Source organism: Homoserinimonas sp. A520, assembly GCF_054489245.1.
Genome location: NZ_JBTMWX010000004.1, coordinates 14,685 through 33,609 on the forward strand (window position 1 = coordinate 14,685; position 18,925 = coordinate 33,609).

The window sequence follows — 18,925 nt, forward strand, 5'->3', positions numbered from 1 at the left end:
CTACGACCGCCCGGGAACCCGTTTCGTCTCGTGCGCCCAGATGGCGATCTCGACCCGGTTGCGGGCGCCGAGCTTCGTCATCAGGCTGGCCAGGTGCGTCTTCACCGTGCTGAGCGTGATGTAGAGCTCGCTGGCAATCTCGCCGTTGCTCAGGCCGCGCGCGACGGCAGCGAGCACCTGCTCCTCGCGATGGGTGAGCGGCTCGATCGGTTGGGCGACCGGTGCTGCCGGTGCCGCATCCGCGAACGCCTCGAGCAGTCTCACCGTCACATTCGGGGCGATCAGGGCGTCACCGCTGGCGGCGGCCCGCACCGCTTGACCGAGCAGTTCTGACCCGGCGTCCTTGAGTAGAAACCCGCGGGCACCGGCACGCAAAGCGGCGTAGACGTATTCATCGAGATCGAACGTGGTGATGATGACGACCGCCATCGGGTCGGGCACTCCCGGCCCCGCGATCGCGCGGGTCGCCTCGATGCCGTCCTGGCCGGGCATCCGGATGTCGAAAAGGCAGACATCAGGTCGCAGGCTCCGGGCGAGGGCCACCGCTTCAATGCCATCGGATGCCTGGCCCACCACTTCGATGTCGGGCTGCGCGTCGAGGATCATGCTGAGCCCGGTGCGCACCAGCTCCTGGTCGTCGGCGATGAGCACGCGGATCGTCATGTGGTCCATCCAACACGAGGGAGCACCGCGGTCACGACCCACCCGCCGCCGGGCGCGCGGACGGACTGGCAGGTGCCGCCGAGGAGCGAGGCGCGTTCCAGCATTCCAGTGATGCCGTAGCCCGGGGTGGAGACCGGCGCCACCTCACCGTCGTTGGTCACCGTCAACCGCACACCGCCCTGGTCGGCCTCCACGACCACGTCGATGAGGGAGGCGCCACGGGCGTGGCGGCGAGCGTTCGTCACCGACTCCTGCGCCATGCGGTAAACCGCGGCTGCGACCGTCGGCGGGATGCTCGCCGTGTCACCGGCCACCCGAACATCCACGCGCGGGCCGGCCACTTCTTCGTTCGCGAGCTGCTCGATGTCGGCGAGGCTCCTGCCCGGCGCCAACTCCGGCGCTTCGCCCTGACGCAATACGCGCACCATCGAGCGCATCTCGGCCAGCGTCCTGGACGCCTCCGCCTCGATCACGCGGAGGGCATCCGTCGCAGCCTCCGGCTTCAGTGCAGCCACCGCCAGCCCGGCCTGCGCGCGGATCGCGATCGCCGAGACGTGGTGCGCAACAGTATCGTGCAGGTCGCGGGCGAGCGTCTCGCGTTCCAACAGCTTTGCGCGGTCCAACTCCCGCATTCTGGCGCGGGCCCGGAACCGGAGGGCAATCGCGAGGGTGAGAACGATGGCGAAGAATGCGGCTTCCCCGATCAGGTCGCCGAGCGAGGTGCCTCTCACCGCGGACAGCACCAGGTTGGCCAGAACAATCCCGGACCCGACCACCAGGGCCCGGCCGTTGCCCCACCGGAAAAGCGCGTAGAGCGTGAAGACGACGAACCCGCCGGCGAAGAGCATCGCCTCACCCAGCAATAGGGTGGCTAGGCCAGTGGCGCCGAAGGCGATCGCCAGCATGAGCAGCGGCCGGGTCCGCCTCCACAACAAGGTTGGTGCCGCCGCAAGAACGATAGCCAGAGCCACCAGGGGCTGCGTGAGTGGCGGGGTGCCCGGTTCGGGGAACTGTGTGCGGACCAGGGTCTCGAGAAGAGCCAACATGACTACGAACGCCAGCAGCGCCCAGTCCCTCCACACCCGCCGCGGCGGTGGGGGAACTGCGCCTGGCGCGTTCCACGCGGAGCGCAGGAGACCGGTCACTCCCTCATGATACGAGGGCATCAGCGGCGGGCGACGGATGCGCGGCGGAGGATCACCAGCTCGGCGACGCCGGCGTTGATCACCCAGGCGGCGCCCATGAGCAGCGCCTCGGTGAAGCTGCTGACCGGTCCGACCCCGATGATCCAGATCGCCAGCACGACGGCTTGCGTGCCGGCCGCGATGCCGAGCGCGTAGGCACGGGTCATCCACGCGCCGTGCGCAGCGAAGTTCCGGCGCTTGATGGCGAGAATCCCGAGGATGATGCTCGCCACCATCGCCGAGCCGAAAGCCAGGCGGATGCCCATCAGTAGAGGGCTGTCCCCGTCCGGTGACGAGTAGAAGGCGGCCATCCACAAACCGGACACAGCGGCCACGAGCCCGGCCGGGATCAGGATGCCTCCGGCAATCCGGTGCCAGGCGCGCCTGCCGCGAAGTGCCGGCACGAACTGGAATGCACCCAGAAGGGTGTAGACCGTGGCGCCGATGATGTGGGCCACGACCGGGATCGGCGAGGCGAAGAACCGGGCGTTGTCGGCCGTGACAACGCCACCCGTGAGGTCGGTGAGCCTGAAGGCACCGCCCAGCACGGGAATGAGGCTGAGCAGGAGGAGCCCGGTGACGGCCAGCCATCCGCTGCGGCGGCGTGGGGCGCCACTACCTCTGGGAACGCCTTGTTCGTGGGGGTCTCGATACGCCTGCTCGCTGCGCTCGCGGGCTACTCGACCAGCAAGTTCTCGTGTCATGTGTCGATGCTCGCCTGATCCAGGGCGGAAAACATCGGGACGGAGGACGAGACAGGAGCCGTACTTTCGGCTGATCAAAGTCAGGCCGATCTGCCGATGTCCGGTGCCCGCATGGCGCGCAAAAATCGAAGCATGACAACACACACCACCATGACGGCGGCCGTCTACCGCCGGTTCGGCGCCCCCGAGGTCGTACACCTCGAACAGGTACGCAAGCCCACCCCGAAGGCCGGCGAAGTGCTCGTCAAGGTTCACGCCAGCACCGTGAGTGCCGCCGACTACCGGGCACGCAGCCGCGACATCCCCGGCGGCCTTAGCGTTCTCGCCGCTTTCGGTATCGGCCTGTTCCGCCCCAGCCGGCGCGTGCTCGGAATGGACGTCGCCGGCGTCGTCGAAGCGGTCGGCACAGGCGTCACCGGCTTCACCCCTGGTGACCGGGTCATCGCGATGCTGGGAGGCAAGTTCGGTGGCCACGCGGAGTACGTCTGCGTCCCGCACGATGGCGCGATCACCCGCGCCCCCGCGAACCTCTCCCTCGAGCAGGCGGTCACCCTCCCCTTCGGCGGCACCACCGCCCGCGGCTTCCTGAACCAGGTCGCGATCAAGCCGGGCGATACCGTGCTGGTCAACGGCGCATCCGGAGCCGTCGGAACCGCCGTCGTCCAGCTGGCCAAGCACCTTGGCGCGCACGTGACCGGTGTCACCAGCACGGCCAATCGCGAGCTGGTCACCTCACTCGGCGCCGACCGCGTCATCGATTACACGGCGGATGATTTCCTCGCCGAGGGCAAACAATATGACGTCATCGTCGATTGCGTCGGCAATGCCCCGTTCGCTGAGGCCGAATCCTCGGTCAAGCCCGGCGGCGCGCTGCTGCTGGTGATCGCCGACCTGAAGGCGCTCGTGCAATCCCGCGGACAGAGCCGGAAGAGCGGCAAGCTCATCACCCCCAATATCGGCAAGTACACCGCCGACGACCTGGCGTACATCGTCAGCCTCGCCGAGTCCGGCCGCTACCAGCCGGTCATCGACCGTACCTACGCCTTCACCGAGATCGTCGAAGCGCACCGCCACGTCGACACCGGGCACAAGAAGGGCAACGTCGTGTTGCGCACCACCACCCCAACGAACCACCGAAACCAAGGAAGCTAACCATGACTATCACCGAACCAAGCAGGCCGCAGCGCCTGAAAATGAGTGGCCTGCATATGGCCACCCTCATCGCCGGCGTGCTGGCGATTGCGGGATCGCACCGCCTCTTCGAAGACATCGACAACGTGTGGTGGGGGCTGTCCGCGCTCGCCGTGGGTGTCACCCTCATCCTGGTCGGAGCCGTGGGACTCGGCCGCAGCATCCGCACTGCACCGGTCGAATCTGCCGGATACCCCACGAAGCTTGAGGGTCAACTCGACCCGACGCTCTCCCGCGGCATGTGGCTGGTGAAGTGGCTGCTCGCCATCCCGCACTTCATCGTGCTGGCCTTCCTATGGGCGGCCTTCCCGATCGTCGTGCTGGCATCCGGCGTGATGATCCTGTTCACCGGCCGCTACCCGGCCACCCTCTTCGAGTACGTCGTCGGCGTTCTCCGCTGGAACTGGCGAGTCGTGTTCTACGCCACCGGCGTGCTGGCCACCGATAAGTACCCGCCGTTCACACTCGCCCGCACCGATTTCCCGGCCACCTTCGACGTCGAGTACCCGGAGCGGCTGTCCCGCTGGAAGGTGCTGGTCAAGTCGTGGCTGCTCGCCCTCCCGCACCTGCTCATCATCGGCATCCTGGCCGGGCTGGCCTGGGTCTTCTCCGACGGCCCCAGCGCCGGCGGACTGGTCGGGCTGCTTGTGTTCATCGCCGCGCTCGTCCTGCTCTTCACCGGAGCGTACAACCGGGGGCTCTTCGACCTGGTGATGGGAATCCACCGCTGGGTCTACCGGGTCTACGCCTACACCTCCCTGCTGCGCGACGACTACCCGCCGTTCCGCCTCGACCAGGGACCGTTCGACCGTCAGCTCGCAACGCCGTAGCAGCGGAGTAGCATGCCGGATAACAGGGTGGTGAACGATGGATGCGGCGGAGCCGAGCACGGTGGCAACACTGGCCGGGTACGCACGCGCACGCAGCGAACTTCGCGAACTGCTGGCGGATGCCACGCCAGACCAGTTGCGCCGCCGCTCCATCGGCACCCGCTGGACCAACGAACAACTGCTGTTCCACCTGGTGTTCGGCTACATGGTCGTGCAGGCGCTCATTCCCCTGGTCAGGGTGGTGAGTCGCCTGCCGCGCCCGATCGGGCGCGGCTTCGCGGCACTCCTGAACGCCGGAACCGTGCCGTTCGACTTCGTCAACTACTGGGGATCCGTGTTCGCGGCCAGCTGGTTCAATCACCGGCGGATGGCGGCCAAGTTCGACCGGGTTCTGGAATCGCTGGCCCGCAGCCTGCGCGCAGCACCGGCATCCAGGCTGCAGCGGACCATGCCGTTCCCCGACCGGTGGGACCCGTTCTTCGACACCGAGATGAGCCTCGCCGAGGTGTACGCCTATCCGACGAAACACTTCGACTTCCACCGGCGGCAACTGAGCCTCTGAAAAGCGGGCCTCAGCATCCGCTCGCCGGTGGAAATGGGGGTATCGCGCTCCTGCGTCGACCGGCAGATAATAGGCCGCACACTCGACGCAGAAGGAGCAGATCATGGCAAGCAGGCTCAACCCGTATCTGGGTTTCCGCAACGACGCCCGCGCGGCGATGGAGTTCTACCAGACAGTCTTCGGCGGTGACCTCACCCTGAACACGTTCGCCGAATTTCAGGCCAGCGAGGACCCGGCCGAGCAGGACCTCATCATGCACGGCCAGCTGGAGACCGACAAAGGCTTCACCCTGATGGGGGCGGACACCCCCAGCAGCATGGAGTTCAAGCCAGGCACCAACTTCTCCGTCTCCCTCAGCGGGGACGACGACCCGGAGCTGCGGGGCTACTGGGAGAAGCTCATCGAGGGCGGCGAGATCCTGGAACCCCTGGTGCAGGCACCGTGGGGTGACAGCTTCGGAATGTGCGTCGACAAGTTCGGCGTCAGGTGGCTGGTGAACATCTCCGGTGCTTCAGTGGAGAACGGGCAGCAGGCTCCGTAGGCACTATTCGGGAACTTCGTTGCAGATGGCGGTCATCTCGGCCAGGTAATCCGCAAACGGAGCGAGCCCGGCATCCGCTCGCCGTTGCTCCAATCCGGCTTCGTCCGCGATCGGGGTCGCCGGAACCGGCCCATCCGGGCCGCAGCGCACCTGGGTGCCGTAGGTCTGCGGCTCGCCGGCGCCCGCCGCGACGCGGTCTTCCAGGTACGCCAGATTGCCGGGGGAGGCCTGATCGATTGCGGCGGCCGCTCGTAACTGCTCCAGGGCGAACCGCTGGAATTCGGGGTCGAGGTCGGAGTGCTGGGCGATCGCCCATGCCGCCTCGTCGCCGTCATCCCCGACCAGGCCGATCGTGGGCCAGCCGAACTCCAGGATGATCTCCTCGAGGCGGTCAGTGCGGGCCTGGCTGCTCTCGCCCCCGCTGTCGGGAGCCTGGTCGCGCTCCAGCATGGCGACGAGTTCGTCGTGAAGTTCCTGGTTGAACGGTCCGGTGGACGCCGGTGGGGCGGCTGGCGTTGTCACCGAGGGTGCCGTGGAGGTCGGCGGGGACGGCTCCGGTGCCGCGGTGGTGCAGCCGGCCAGGGCGACGAGCATCACCGCTGCCGCAGACATCCGCATCACTGCTCGCATGCTGGCCTCCATGTCCGCAATTCTGGCAGCGGTGCTGCGCCGTCACCAGGGGCGGGTCAGGCGGTGGCGGTTCGCATCGAGAGGACGGGAGTGCCCTCGGCCTCATCGAGCTCGAGGGTGACCTGCAGGTTGCGGAGTTCGCCGAGGCTGGACGCGTGCGTTCCACCACAGGGGATGACGGCTTCTCCGTCCGGCAGGGTGCACACCCACAGGCGGCGGTCGGTGAGCAACTCGCCGTCGCCGTCGATGCGCACGGGGGAGTCGGATGCCACCCAGGACACGAGCTGGGCGTTGACCGCATCCGTCACCGCGGGCAGCGCTTCCGCGAAACCGTCGGTGACGAATCCCTTACGGCGCAGCGACTTGTTGAGGCGATAGGTGTCGAACGACCCGTTCTGCACGATCGTCGAGGAGTCGTTCGCGGCCTGGTCGAAGTTCGGTGAGCCGAGGGCATCCGCTGACACCTCTTTCGTCCAGCGGTCGGCGAGGGCGCGGTTGAGGGCGAGCGAGGCGAGGTGGCATGCGGTGTGGCCGATGGAGAGCTCCCGCCGGTACTCTGCGTCGACCGTCACGGTGACCTCCTGGCCTTCCGGCGGTGCGACCTCGACCAGGTGCGCGACCACGAAGGTCCAGCCTTCGGTGCCCTTCCGCACCGGGATATCAACTCCGAGGTGCAGGCGGATGCCATCGGTCGCCCCGACGACGCAATCGAGCACATCGGCCACGGAGTGTCCCCAGGCGATGGTGGCGCGGTCGGGTCCCTGGTCCGGCCAGCCGGCGTCGACCGGGTGGCAGGGGGTTACATCGAGCAGCACGGCGATGCGGCCATCCTCCTGCGGTTCGGTGTGCAGAACGGTTGCCGTGGCAATGACCGCTCCGGCCGGGTAGCTGACGACGGTGTCGGTGGTGGGAAGGGGCATGTCTCTATTCTCGTGCAACCTCAGGCCCGGCGACGTAGGGTGTGGGCATGTGGACCGTCATCGTCATCCTCCTGGTCATCTGGCTGGCCCTGTCAGTGCTGGGCTTCGTGCTTGAGGGTTTGTTCTGGCTCGCGGTTGTCGGCATCATTCTGTTCATCGCCACCGCTATCGTGGGCTGGGTGCGAGGGCGCGTGAACAAGTCCTGACGCCACACCAGAGTCGAAGGAGCCGGCAGTGACAACCTTCGACTTCTTCGACGGGCGAGAACTCACCCGGCCGAACGTTACGCCAGCCGACGCTGAGGCGGCTGTCGCTGAACTGTTCGGCATCGTGGGCACTGCTCGCGAGCTGGGCAGCAATCAGGACCGCAACTTCCTCATCGAGGCGGAGGCCGAGGGCTACCTGTTCAAGGTCGACAACGGCGCGTTCTCCGAGCAGGAACTGCTCGCCCAGGATGCTGCGCTGGTGCACCTGGCCGAGCGTGGGGTCCGCGTTCCCCAGCCGATTGCCGGCCTCGACGGAATGACCCGCCAGCAATGGCAGCGGGAGGATGATTCGCAGAGCGTGCGGATGTTGAGCTACCTCGACGGTGTGCCACTCGCCAGCGCCACGACCTTCAGCGACGAGCAGTTGGACGGCCTCGGTGCCATCTGCGGAACTGTCGCCCGCGGCCTCGCCGACTTCGAGAGCGAGGGCCTGGACCGCAAGCTGCAGTGGGACCTCCGCAGTGCCACCCGCGTCATCGACCGCCTGATCGACAGTGTGGCGGATGTCGGCCGTCGCGAGGTGGTCGCCTCCGCAGCCGAAGCCGCCGCCCGGCGGCTCGGCAGGGTCAGCGACCGCCTGCGCGTGCAGCCCATCCACGGCGATGTGACCGACGACAACGTGCTCGGTGAAGACCGCGACGGGGTGTTGATCCCAACCGGCGTCATCGACTTCGGCGACCTCGCCAACAGCTGGCTGGTGGCCGAGCTCGCGGTGACGCTCGTGTCTGTACTCCACCATGTTGACGACGCTCGGTCAGCGCTCGCGGTCGTGGCTGCCTTCAACCGTGAGGTGCCGCTCACCGACGACGAGGTCGTCGCCCTCTGGCCGCTCGTGGTGCTGCGGGCCGCCGTGCTGGTGGTGAGCGGTGAACACCAGATCGGCCTGGAGGCGGGCAACGACTACGCCGTCGAACGAACCGACCACGAGTGGCAGCAGTCCCAGATGGCGACGAGCCTGGACTGGGGCGAAGCGGAGGAGGCGATCCGCGCGGCACTAGGCCGCTCGGGCCGACTGCTGGCCGGGAAGGTCGAACTCCTGGACTTCTCGGTGACTTCCCCCCGGGTGAACGAGGGCCGCTGGCTGCAACCGGATGCCGAGTGGGCCATCGCCACGGACGCCCTGACCAGGGCATCCGTTGCTGCCGCTCCCTACGGCCAGTGTCGGTTGACGCGCTCGGTTGCGAACTCGACCACCGAACCGGAGACGCTCGCCCTGGCGTGGGAGTTGTTCGCGGCGGCTAACACCGACGTGCTCGCACCGCAGGACACTGATGTGCTGCTGGTGACGGATGACACGGTGCGCCTCTCCGTGGACGGGTCGGAATTGAGGTTGTCGGGCCTCAACCCGACCGTGGCGGTAGGCGACCACGTGGCGGTGGGGGAGTCGCTTGGCACCCTCCGCGACCAACGCGACGGGCTGGGCAGGCTGCGGGTTCAGCGGGTAGCGGCAGGCCAGGCGGAGGTGCCGACCTTCGTCGCGCCATCCGCAGCAAAGGAGTGGAAGGCGGTCACCGACCCGGCGTCCAGCATCGGCCTCGACCCGGTGCCGAACCCGTTCGACGCCGACGCCGAGCTTGAGCGGCGGTCCCACATTTTCGCCAGCGCGCAGGAGCGGTACTACCTGAGACCGCCGCAGATCGAGCGCGGCTGGAAGGAGCACCTGATCGGGGCAGACGGACGCGTCTACCTGGACATGGTGAACAACGTCGCCGCGATCGGGCACAGCCACCCCCGCCAGGTGAAGGCGATCGCCGACCAACTCGCGCTGCTGAACACCAACTCGCGATTCCTGTACCGCGCGCTCGCCGACCTGAGTGAGCGACTGGTCGAACTCGCGCCAGACCCGTCGCTCGACACAGTGCTGCTGGTCAACAGCGGCACCGAGGCTGTCGACCTCGCGCTGCGCCTCGCCCAGGTGCACACCGGCCGACGTCCGGTGGTCGCGTTGCGGGAGGCGTACCACGGCTGGTCGATGGGGGCGGATGCCGTCACCACCTCGGCCTACGACAATCCGTTCGCGCTGGCGAACCGTCCGGACTGGGTCGAGGTGGCAGAGGTCCCAAACTCCTACCGCGGCAAGTACCGCGGTGCCGACAGCGCCGAGCGCTACCTCGATGACCTGCGCGACCAGCTGGACGGGATGGTCGACGCGGGCCGAGACCCGGCCGCGTTCATCTGCGAGTCGATCCTCGGTAACGCGGGCGGTGTGGTGCTGCCCGACGGGTACCTGGCCGGTGCGTACGAGGAGGTGCGCGAGCGCGGCGGACTGTGCATCGCCGACGAAGTGCAGGTTGGCTACGGCCGCCTCGGCCACCATTTCTGGGGTGTCGAGCAGCAGGGAGTTGTGCCCGACATCATCACCATCGCCAAGGCGATGGGCAACGGCTACCCGCTCGGTGCGGTGATCACCCGCAAGGAGATCGCCGAGTCCCTGTCGCGGGAGGGAAACTTCTTCTCCTCGGCCGGTGGTAGCCCGGTGAGCTGTGCGGCCGGTCTCGCGGTGCTGGATGTCATCCGGGACGAAGGGCTACAAGCCAACGCTGCCGAGGTCGGCGACCACCTGGTGGCAAGGCTGCGTGAACTGGTCGAACGGCATCCGGTCATCGGGGCGGTTCACGGGATGGGGCTGTACCTCGGTATCGAACTGGTGCGGGATCCAGACACCCTGGAGCCGGCGACCCTGGAGACGGAGGCGGTCTGTGAGCGACTACTGCAACTCGGGGTGATCATGCAGCCCACCTCGGAACGTCAGAACGTGCTGAAGGTGAAGCCACCCATGTGTCTCAGCCGTGCCAGTGCGGACTTCTTCGTCGACGCGCTCGACGAGGTGCTCACCAACGGCTGACGTGGTCAGCGCACGGTGTCCCAGGGAGTGCTGACGGATTCAGGGTCGAAACCGAGCGCGGTCACGGCCGACTGGAACGATGACTGGCGTTCCGCGGAGTACAGCGCATAGGGGTCACGCACCGGCACGCCGAGCTGCTCTGACATCCACGGCAGGTCTCGTACGGCGATGCGCGCTGAAGAGTCGACGCTGCCGTCGCCCGACAGGTTTGAGGCGAAAATGCCGGCAGCCGAACGTGGCAGGAAGTCCTCGTAGACGATCGGTTCGGCGACGAGCCAGCCACCATCGAGCAGGGCGAGCAGGTCGGTTGGCGCGCCCTCGGCACCGGCCTGGACTACGGTGAAGTTGAAGAAGGCGTGGTCACGTTCGAGCAGCTCCCGCTCGGTTGCCGCGCAGAGTTCACCCCAGACTTCCCGCGCCACCTCGGGGCGCGGCCTGCCGCTGGCGGTCTGGCGGGCGTCGACCTCCGCGACCATGGAGTCGTAGTGGTCTCGGCCCGACTGGGTCAGCGCAATGCCGCGGGCCTCCACCTCGCCGAAACGGACTCGCAGGTCGCCGGTGCTGGTCGATCCGTCCGGCTCCCGGAATGCCCGTGGTTCGGCCAGAGCCCGGAAGGAGGTCTGGCGCAGCAGGAGGTCAGGACCATCCCACCGCGGTGGACCCTGAATGGCATCGATCATCTGGATGCCGCGCTCGCTCATCCGGCGGTACAGCTCGTCGATGTCGAGAACGCGCGGAGTGAGGTGGTTGATGTGGGTGGATGCCACGCCGCCGATATCCGCGGCGACGCTGGAGATCGCATCCAGCGCTTCGTACCAGGCCCGGTCCACTGGCCCCGGCGACAGCGCGAATGCTGCCGTCGCCAACTCGATGAAGCGGTCAGCGTCGCTGGTGTTCAACCCCCGCCTGCTGCTGGACCGGTCGGCGATCTCCAGCAGCTCGTCGGAGAACAGGGTGCGTGCGCCGATGAAGTCGGTGAGCTGTTGTTCCAGTTCTGGGGAGAAGAACCGGCGGTCCTCAGGGACCAGGAGGGAGGTGAAGACCCGGAACGGGTTGCGGGCCAGTTCGTCGCGGTCGATCGGGCGGAACGCCGTCGACACCACCGGGATCGGGTTGGGCTTGGCGTCCCGCAGGTCGTAGAACCCCACCGGCTCCATGCCGATCGCCCCGAAGACGCGGGCGACCTGGGCGAGTTCACGCGGACTCCCCACGCGGATGGCCCCGTGGCGCTCAGCCGTCACCCGGTCGATGCTGCCGAACCGGTCTGCGGTGTCGGGGTTCGCCGCCACGAAGTCGCGGTTCACCTCCTGCGAGACCTCGACGAGCGTCGTGTACGCCGGAACTTCCGTGCCATACAGGCCGGAGAGCGCCTGGGCGAAACGGGCACGAAGCTGCCATTGGGGGATGAGGTCCACTGGGGTGTCCAATCTTGTCCGATCAACGGGATAGTGGCACGCTACCGTTCGCGAGCCGGTTCTGGGTTGCGGCTAGCCCCGCTTCAGCGCCTCCGCAAGCAGCTCGGCCAGGTGCACGCCGTCCACCCCACCCAACTGGGTCGCCTGCGTGCGGCAGGAGAACCCGTCGGCCAGGAGCGTCGACCCGGGCGATGCCGCTCGCAGCGCGGGAAGGAGCGCGTTCTCGGCCACTGCCACCGAGACCTCGTAGTGCCCCTTCTCCATGCCGAAGTTGCCCGCCAGCCCGCAGCATCCGCTCAATTCGGTGACCTCGGCACCCAGGGTCTCCAGGTAGGCCAGGTCGGTGCCGTAGCCCATGACCGCGTGGTGGTGGCAATGCGGCTGAACGACGAGCTCCTGCCCGTCGAGGCGGGGCGGGGTCCAGCTCTCGGGGCCGAGCGGGGCCGGCGCGGTGAGCAGTTCGGCCAGCGTGTAGGTGCCATCGGAGATCGCCGTGGCGCGCGGGTCATCGGCGAACAGCTCGCGCAGGTCTGAACGCAACACGGCCGTGCACGACGGCTCCAGCCCGACAATCGGAATGCCTCGTGCCACGACCGGGTGGAACTGGTCGATGAGGTTCGACAGGATGCGCCTGGCGCCGGTGAGCTGGCCGGTGGTGATCCAGGTCAGGCCGCAGCAGACCGGGTTGGCTGGCGCGATGACCTCGTAGCCGGCCGACTCCAGCACGGTGATGGCGGCGCGGGCGATGTCGGGCGTGAAGTTGTCCGAGAACGAGTCCACCCAGACGAGAACCTGTTTCTTCGACGTGCCCGTCGTGGCCGGGCGTCCCTTCGACCGGCTGAACGACCTGTCGGCGAAGCGGGGGATCGAGCGACGGGTGTCCATGCCGCCGGCCCAGAGCACCAGCTTCTGCAGGGGGCGGATGCCCAAGGCCGCGTTGGCGAGGCGCGATACCGGTGCCACCAGTCGTGCCCAGCGTGGCAGCCAGCCCAGTACGTAATGGGTGATCGGGCGCATCCGCCCCTCGTAGGTGCGGTGCAGTACCTCCGACTTGTACGCCGCCATGTCCACACCGGCGGGGCAGTCGCTGGCGCAGGCCTTGCAGGACAGGCAGAGGTCGAGCACGTCGTGTACTTCCGGCGACTTCCAGCCACCGGTGACCAGCGTGCCGTTCGCCATCTCCTGCAGCACCCGGGCCCGCCCGCGGGTGGAATCCTTCTCGTCGCCGGTGGCCAGGTACGACGGGCACATGAAGCCGCCGGCTGCCGTGTTATCGGCACGGCACTTGCCGATGCCGACGCAGCGATGAACGGCCTTGGTGAAGTCGCCTTCGTCGTGGGTGAACGCGAACCCGTTCACCCGTACCAGCGGCAGCGCGGCGGGGCGGCGCAGGTTCCGGTCGATCGGCTGCGGCCGCACCAGTACGCCGGGGTTCATCAGGTCGCGCGGGTCGAACAGGTTCTTGAAGCTGGCGAACGCGGTAATGAGTTCTGCGGAGTACATCAGCGGCAGCAGCTCGCTACGGGCTCGTCCGTCGCCGTGCTCCCCGGAGAGGGATCCTCCGTGCCTGGCAACCAGTCGTCCGGCATCCTCCATCAGCGATCGCAGGGCGCTGCCGTCCCGCTCCAGCGGGATGTCGAGGCGCACGTGGATGCAGCCGTCACCGAAGTGGCCGTACGGCATGCCTTCGACGCCGTGGCTGGCGGTCAGTTCGTCGAACTCCCGCAGGTAGGCGCCCAGGTTCTCCGGCGGCACGGCGGCGTCCTCGAATCCGGGCCACGCCTGCTTCCCCGCCGGTGTGCGGCCGGCAAGGCCGGCGCCGTCCTCGCGGATGCGCCAGATCGATTTAGCCTCGACCCCCGGCGGGATGATGCGGTGGTCAAGCGCTCCGGATGCAGCGGCCAGCTTCTCGGCGCGGTCGAACGTCTCAGCCTCATCGCTTCCCGACAGCTCGATGAGCAGCCAGCCGGCGCCGCGGGGCAGGTCGGCGACCGCAGTGTCTCCCTGCGCGTTGCGCACCGCGTCGACAAGCCGGGCATCCAGCCCTTCGATCGCACCGGGGCGGTGCGTCAGCAGGGTGGGCACCGCATCCGCTGCCGAAGGCATATCGGGGTAGCCGAGCACCACCAGGAAGGGGGCGAGCGGCGTGTCGACGAGCCGCACGGTGGCCTCGAGCACCGACACGCAGGTGCCCTCGGTGCCGACCAGCGCGCGTGCCAGGTTGCGTCCGTTCTCGGGGAGCAGGTGCTCGAGTGAGTAGCCGGAGACCTGCCGGCCGAAGGTGCCGAGTTCGGTGCGGATCAGGCCGAGGTTGTCGCTGACGAACGTGTCGAGGCCGACCACTTGCTCCAGGGACTGCCCTGCCACGAACCGTTTGCCGCTGCCGTCGACGACGTCCAGTTCGAGCACATTGTCGGCGGTGCGGCCGAATTGCAGCGAGTGGGAGCCGCAGGCGTTGTTGCCGATCATCCCGCCGATCGTGCAGCGCGCCCAGGTGGAGGGGTCCGGCCCGAAGCGGAGGCCGTGCGGGGCGGCCGCCTTCTGCAGCGCCCCCTGCACGACGCCGGGCTGCACGCGTGCAGTGCGCGACTCAGGGTCGACGTCGATGATCCGATTGAAGGACCGGGAGAGGTCCATGACGATGCCCGGGCCGACCGCGTTGCCGGCGACCGAGGTGCCTCCGCCGCGCATGGTGACGGGTGTGCCGGTGGTGCGGGCGACCTCCAGCGCCGCGAGGATGTCGTCGGTCTCGCTGGGGAAGACGACGACCTCGGGAACGACGCGGTAGTTGGAGGCGTCAGTGGAGTATTCGGCGCGCCGCCTGCTGCCGGAGTCGACCTTGCCCGGCAGTTCCCGCTCAAGCATCCTCGACAGCTCGCTGCGTTCCGCGGCTTCGGATCGAGGGGAAGCGCTGGCAATCGACATGAGTAGCATGCTACTACGACACGAGGGTCCGCCGACGAATAGTTGCAGTAATTGCAACTCGTCGTTGCGTTGCTCGAACGCGACTGCCATGGTCTGCCTATGGTCGAACGAACTGCCCGAGGCGATGGAGCCTCGAAGGTGATGGCAACACTGGAGATTCTTAGTGCTACCGATCACCGCTCACCTGACGGAATGACCGTCGCCGAGGTTGCGCGTGCACTCGACCGCGACAAGTCGGTGGCATCCCGGCAGCTTAAAGGTCTCGCTGAGTCCGGACTGGTGGAACGCGACGAAACTGGACGGTTCCGGCTGAGTTGGCGGCTGTTCACCCTGATGGCCCAGGCCGGCGATCAACGCCTCATTCGCGCTGGCATCCCATTGCTGCGGGTGCTCGCGGGAACAGTGCGCGATCGCGCACACCTGAGTGTCTTGAGCGGCCAGCAAGTGCTCACCGTTCACACCGAGAGCTCGACCCGATCACTCGAAGCGGTTGGTTGGGTGGGCCGCCTGGTTCCAATCTGGAATACCTCGTCGGGCATCGCGCTGGTGATGAAGCACGATGACGCACACATTGCGAGCGTTCTCGACGAACTTCACGATTTCACCCGCCCGGAGACGCAGAAGATCATCGATGCAATTGCCGTGGCCCGTTCGAGGGGATACGCAGTGGCAGATGGCCTTTTCGAACCGGACCTGATGGGCATCGCTGCTCCGGTCCACGATGGCCACGACCGCATCGTCGCTGCCGTCAACGTGTCAGGTCCAACTTTTCGGGTGAAGCCGCAGCTCAAACAGATCGCATCCCATGTGGTCGCCACGGCCACCAAACTCTCCGCCGCACTCGTCTACGACTAAGGCGTACCGCCATTTCCGACCACCAACCGCACAACAACGATCTTGGAGGATCATATGCGCCGTATCCCACTACCCTTCTTCAGCTCTCGGCTTCGATTGGATGCCGACCTGTACCTGCCCGATGACGATGGCGCGGGTGCGCCGTATCCGGTGATCATCCCGTGCAGTGGGTACCAAGGACTCAAAGTCATTCACCCGGAGCGTTTCGCCCGCACGCTCGGGCCCCGTGGCTTTGCGGTGCTTGCCTTCGATTACCGGGGCTTCGGGCTTTCCGAGGGCGAGCGCGGCAGGCTCATCCCGCAGGAATGGGCCGAAGACGTCCGGGCTGCAGTGGACCGCGTGTCCGCTCATCCAGAAATCGACGCGGACCGGATCGGACTGCTCGGCTGGGGTCTCGGCGGCGGGGTGGTTGTTTACGAGGCTGGCGACGATGAGAGAGTCAAGGCCGTTGCCTGTTGCAACGGAATCGCCGATGGGTACGAGTCCACCCACAAGATGCACGATGAGGCGTCGTGGCACAGCCTGCTGACCCGCGTCCAGGAGGACCGTGGTAACCGCTCCACAAATGGACGCTCCGAAATCACCGATCCCTGGGACATCGTCCGGCTCAACCTTGACCCGCGAACAGACGGTTACGTCGGGGAGACCCTGTACCAGGCTCCTGGCTTCGGCTCAGGAGTCACCCTCGAGTCGGCAGACCGACTGCTTCAGTTCCAGCCGCGAGAGCAGGTCGCAAAGCTTTCTCCGCGCCCGTTGCTGGTTGTGCACGGGACTGACAACCAACTCCACAAGGTCGAGGAGGCGCAACTGATGTACGACTCCGCGAAGGAGCCGAAGGAGCTGATGCTCCTCGAAGGTCACGGGCACACGGAATGGATGTTCGACGACAACCCGATCTTCCAAAGCGTTGTCGATCGTCTCGACGGGTTCTTTTCCACTGCTTTCGCAAACATCACTGCAGCAGGGAAAGTCAACTCGGTATGACCATCGTCGACTACCTGGCGGCGAATGCCGGTCAAGTGCTCTTCCTCATGCAGCAGCATGTCGAAGTCGTACTGATCAGCGTTGGAACAGCTGCGGTGATCGGAGTCGGCCTGGGATTCTGGGCCGACTCCCGGCCCATGCTCCGTCGGGCGTTGCTTTCGGTGACCGGCACTCTGTTGACCATTCCGTCATATGCCCTGTTCGCTTTGATGATCCCGTTATTCGGCCTGGGTGCCGGCCCGACGTTGGCCGCACTCGTCATCTACGGCATCTTCCCGATCCTCCAGAACACGGTCACCGGTATCGCCGGGGTCGATCCAGCCATCATCGACGCGGCACGCGGCCTGGGCATGAGCAATCGGCGACGATTGAGGACGATCGTGCTACCTCTGGCCTGGCCGGTGATCCTCAACGGGATTCGGGTGGCGACGATCATGCTGGTTGCAACGGCCGCCATTGCCGCCGCTGTCAATGGGCCCGGACTAGGTGAGCTCATCTTCCGTGGCCTGGCTCGAATCGGCGGCGCCAATGCTCTCAACGAGGTGCTCACGGGCGTTATCGGCGTCGTCTTGGTGGCGCTCGCCCTCGATCTGATCTTCCTGCTCACCGCAAAACTCACGACACCGCGAGGTCTCAATGTCTAACGCATCCACCCCAGGTTCCGGCACCATGATTCAGCTCGAAAGTGTTACCAAGCACTATCCAAACCAAGAACGCGCGGCCGTGAACGAGCTGTCGCTGTCTATCAACGCTGGCGAATTCGTCGTCTTCGTCGGCCCTTCGGGTTGCGGCAAGACCACGACCCTGCGAATGATCAACAGGCTCGTCGAGCCGACAACTGGCAAGATCTGGATTGACGGTGAAGACGTCACGCACGTGGATGCGGACATCCTGCGCAGGCGGATGGGCTATGTCATCCAGCATGTTGGGCTGTTGCCGCATCTGACTGTCGGCGACAACGTCGGAATCGTGCCCAAGATGAACGGAGTGCCGCAGGACCAGCGTCGGCAGCGCTCCGACGAGTTGCTTTCACTGGTCGGGCTCGACCCTGCACAATTCGCGGCCAGATATCCGCGCCAGCTTTCCGGTGGTCAGCAGCAGCGGGTTGGTGTGGCCAGGGCGTTGGCTGCCGATCCGCCGATCATGCTGATGGATGAGCCCTTCGCTGCGGTTGACCCCATCGCCCGAAAGATGCTGCAGGACGAGTTCCGGCGGTTGCAGAAACTACTGGAGAAGACGATCGTCTTCGTCACCCACGACATTGACGAGGCGCTGCGGCTTGGTGATCGCATCGCCATCTTCGACAACAATTCGCGGGTGGCGCAGTTCGCAACCCCGCTTGAGATCCTGACCAATCCGGCGGACGAATTCGTTACGGAATTCGTGGGTGCCGGCGCGGCAGTCCGGCGGCTCTCCCTGCTCACGGTGGGCGACATCATCCGGAAGGACTCGGTTCGCGCCACCGAACCGGTGATGAACCCGATAACAGTCGCGGAGGACATGACGGTGCAAGGTGCACTTGAGCAGGCGTTGACCCGGCGCGCAGCCGGGATCAGCGTTGAGTCCGTCGAGCAGGGGACCATTGAGATCAGCCTCCAGGAACTGTTGCTGACGGCAGCCGATACGGCAGAGGTACCGGTATGAGCACCGTCCTGACCACGCGGTCCACCGGCGTGCAACGCTCGGCGAGCCTTTGGGTGCTGCCTGCGATCGCGGTTTCGATCATCGCCGGAGTCTTTCTCTATATCAATCTCGCCAGCTTGGACTCGATTGAGGCGCGAGCGTTGGCTCCGTCTACGATCCTGGCCGCCACTCGGGAGCACGTCGGCCTCGTTGTTGTCTCGACGATTGCGACGATCCTCATCGGCATCCCATTGGGAATCCTTCTTACTCGGAGTGTCGCCCGGCGCATCAGCCCGGCAGTGCTCGCGTTCGCCAGCGGAGGCCAGGCGATCCCGTCGATTGGCGTGCTGGTGCTGCTTGCCATCCTGTTCGGGGTCGGTTTCTGGATGGCGGTGGTCGCCTTGGTTGCCTACGCCCTCCTGCCGGTGCTACGCAACACAATGGTGGGAATTCAGCAGGTGGACCCCACCGTGATTGATGCCGGACGCGGTATGGGCATGACCCGGGGCATGGTGCTCCGCGGCATCGAGCTGCCGTTGGCAGTGCCGCTGATCCTCGCCGGCATCCGGGTCGCATTGATCCTCAATGTCGGAGTGGCAACGCTTGCCACCTTCACGAATGCCGGTGGACTCGGGTCCATCATCACCACTGGCATCGTCCTCAATCGTCTTCCGGTGCTCGTTGTCGGGAGCCTGCTCACTGTCGCCCTTGCCCTCCTCGTGGATTGGCTGGCTGGCGTCGGTGAGCGATATCTACGGCCGAAAGGCCTCTGATAGCAGGTCTAGTT

At 66.5% G+C, this 18,925-nt stretch carries 18 protein-coding genes; 11 read left to right on the forward strand and 7 right to left on the reverse strand.

The window, feature by feature from the left end; translation table 11 throughout:
* The 3 genes from ACX3PH_RS11110 to ACX3PH_RS11120 are packed head-to-tail and all read right to left on the reverse strand — an operon-like array spanning position 1 to position 2,551.
* Positions 1 to 663: a response regulator gene (locus tag ACX3PH_RS11110; protein ID WP_459092456.1), complete on the reverse strand. Its 663-nt coding sequence runs from the start codon at positions 661 to 663 to the stop codon at positions 1 to 3.
* Positions 660 to 1,808: a sensor histidine kinase gene (locus tag ACX3PH_RS11115; protein WP_459092458.1), complete on the reverse strand. Its 1,149-nt coding sequence runs from the start codon at positions 1,806 to 1,808 to the stop codon at positions 660 to 662. Before ACX3PH_RS11115 ends, ACX3PH_RS11110 begins: the two co-directional genes overlap by 4 nt.
* A gap of 20 nt (positions 1,809 to 1,828) precedes the next feature.
* Positions 1,829 to 2,551 (reverse strand): DUF2306 domain-containing protein, encoded by a 723-nt coding sequence (locus tag ACX3PH_RS11120; protein ID WP_459092460.1) that lies wholly within the window; start codon positions 2,549 to 2,551, stop codon positions 1,829 to 1,831.
* A gap of 132 nt (positions 2,552 to 2,683) precedes the next feature.
* On the opposite strand from ACX3PH_RS11120, the gene ACX3PH_RS11125 reads away from it, so the two are divergent.
* The 4 genes from ACX3PH_RS11125 to ACX3PH_RS11140 all read left to right on the forward strand — a co-directional run bounded on the left by ACX3PH_RS11125 (position 2,684) and on the right by ACX3PH_RS11140 (position 5,675).
* Positions 2,684 to 3,703 carry an NAD(P)-dependent alcohol dehydrogenase gene (locus tag ACX3PH_RS11125; protein WP_459092462.1) on the forward strand — a complete coding sequence of 340 codons (1,020 nt, stop codon included), beginning with the start codon at positions 2,684 to 2,686 and terminating at the stop codon, positions 3,701 to 3,703.
* A 2-nt stretch (positions 3,704 to 3,705) separates the two neighbouring features.
* Positions 3,706 to 4,572 carry a DUF4389 domain-containing protein gene (locus ACX3PH_RS11130; RefSeq protein ID WP_459092464.1) on the forward strand — a complete coding sequence of 289 codons (867 nt, stop codon included), beginning with the start codon at positions 3,706 to 3,708 and terminating at the stop codon, positions 4,570 to 4,572.
* A 37-nt stretch (positions 4,573 to 4,609) separates the two neighbouring features.
* Positions 4,610 to 5,134: a DinB family protein gene (locus ACX3PH_RS11135; RefSeq protein ID WP_459092466.1), complete on the forward strand. Its 525-nt coding sequence runs from the start codon at positions 4,610 to 4,612 to the stop codon at positions 5,132 to 5,134.
* Between the two features lie 103 nt (positions 5,135 to 5,237).
* On the forward strand, positions 5,238 to 5,675 hold the full coding sequence (locus ACX3PH_RS11140) for a VOC family protein (protein ID WP_459092468.1): 438 nt from the start codon (positions 5,238 to 5,240) through the stop codon (positions 5,673 to 5,675).
* A 3-nt stretch (positions 5,676 to 5,678) separates the two neighbouring features.
* Here the strand turns inward: ACX3PH_RS11140 and ACX3PH_RS11145 are convergent, their stop codons facing one another.
* Both ACX3PH_RS11145 and ACX3PH_RS11150 read right to left on the reverse strand, forming a co-directional pair.
* Positions 5,679 to 6,305, reverse strand: a complete 627-nt coding sequence (locus ACX3PH_RS11145) for a DUF6624 domain-containing protein (protein ID WP_459092470.1) — start codon at positions 6,303 to 6,305, stop codon at positions 5,679 to 5,681.
* A gap of 56 nt (positions 6,306 to 6,361) precedes the next feature.
* Positions 6,362 to 7,225: a metal-dependent hydrolase gene (locus ACX3PH_RS11150; protein WP_459092473.1), complete on the reverse strand. Its 864-nt coding sequence runs from the start codon at positions 7,223 to 7,225 to the stop codon at positions 6,362 to 6,364.
* A gap of 47 nt (positions 7,226 to 7,272) precedes the next feature.
* Between ACX3PH_RS11150 and ACX3PH_RS11155 the strand changes: the two genes are divergently transcribed.
* Together ACX3PH_RS11155 and ACX3PH_RS11160 are read left to right on the forward strand one after the other, a co-directional pair.
* Positions 7,273 to 7,431, forward strand: a complete 159-nt coding sequence (locus ACX3PH_RS11155) for a hypothetical protein (RefSeq protein WP_459092475.1) — start codon at positions 7,273 to 7,275, stop codon at positions 7,429 to 7,431.
* Positions 7,432 to 7,459: 28 nt separating this feature from the next.
* A complete protein-coding gene (locus tag ACX3PH_RS11160) occupies positions 7,460 to 10,336 on the forward strand; it encodes an aminotransferase (RefSeq protein WP_459092477.1) in 2,877 nt (958 codons plus the stop codon).
* Between the two features lie 5 nt (positions 10,337 to 10,341).
* Here the strand turns inward: ACX3PH_RS11160 and hglS are convergent, their stop codons facing one another.
* Together hglS and ACX3PH_RS11170 are read right to left on the reverse strand one after the other, a co-directional pair.
* On the reverse strand, positions 10,342 to 11,751 hold the full coding sequence (hglS, locus tag ACX3PH_RS11165) for a 2-oxoadipate dioxygenase/decarboxylase (protein ID WP_459092479.1): 1,410 nt from the start codon (positions 11,749 to 11,751) through the stop codon (positions 10,342 to 10,344).
* A 72-nt stretch (positions 11,752 to 11,823) separates the two neighbouring features.
* Positions 11,824 to 14,676 (reverse strand): FAD-binding and (Fe-S)-binding domain-containing protein, encoded by a 2,853-nt coding sequence (locus ACX3PH_RS11170; protein ID WP_459092481.1) that lies wholly within the window; start codon positions 14,674 to 14,676, stop codon positions 11,824 to 11,826.
* Between the two features lie 99 nt (positions 14,677 to 14,775).
* Between ACX3PH_RS11170 and ACX3PH_RS11175 the strand changes: the two genes are divergently transcribed.
* Genes ACX3PH_RS11175 through ACX3PH_RS11195 form a run of 5 tightly spaced genes read left to right on the forward strand, consistent with a single transcriptional unit; the run spans position 14,776 to position 18,911 of the window.
* Complete coding sequence (locus ACX3PH_RS11175; RefSeq protein WP_459092483.1) at positions 14,776 to 15,531, forward strand: IclR family transcriptional regulator; 756 nt, start codon at positions 14,776 to 14,778, stop codon at positions 15,529 to 15,531.
* Between the two features lie 54 nt (positions 15,532 to 15,585).
* Positions 15,586 to 16,515, forward strand: coding sequence for an alpha/beta hydrolase (locus tag ACX3PH_RS11180; protein ID WP_459092485.1), 930 nt, complete (start codon positions 15,586 to 15,588; stop codon positions 16,513 to 16,515).
* Positions 16,512 to 17,159, forward strand: a complete 648-nt coding sequence (locus tag ACX3PH_RS11185) for an ABC transporter permease (RefSeq protein WP_459092487.1) — start codon at positions 16,512 to 16,514, stop codon at positions 17,157 to 17,159. The genes ACX3PH_RS11180 and ACX3PH_RS11185 overlap by 4 nt, the downstream gene beginning before the upstream one ends.
* Before the next feature lie 25 nt (positions 17,160 to 17,184).
* Complete coding sequence (locus ACX3PH_RS11190; protein ID WP_459092489.1) at positions 17,185 to 18,159, forward strand: ABC transporter ATP-binding protein; 975 nt, start codon at positions 17,185 to 17,187, stop codon at positions 18,157 to 18,159.
* Positions 18,156 to 18,911, forward strand: coding sequence for an ABC transporter permease (locus tag ACX3PH_RS11195; protein ID WP_459092491.1), 756 nt, complete (start codon positions 18,156 to 18,158; stop codon positions 18,909 to 18,911). Before ACX3PH_RS11190 ends, ACX3PH_RS11195 begins: the two co-directional genes overlap by 4 nt.
* Positions 18,912 to 18,925: the final 14 nt, after the last annotated feature.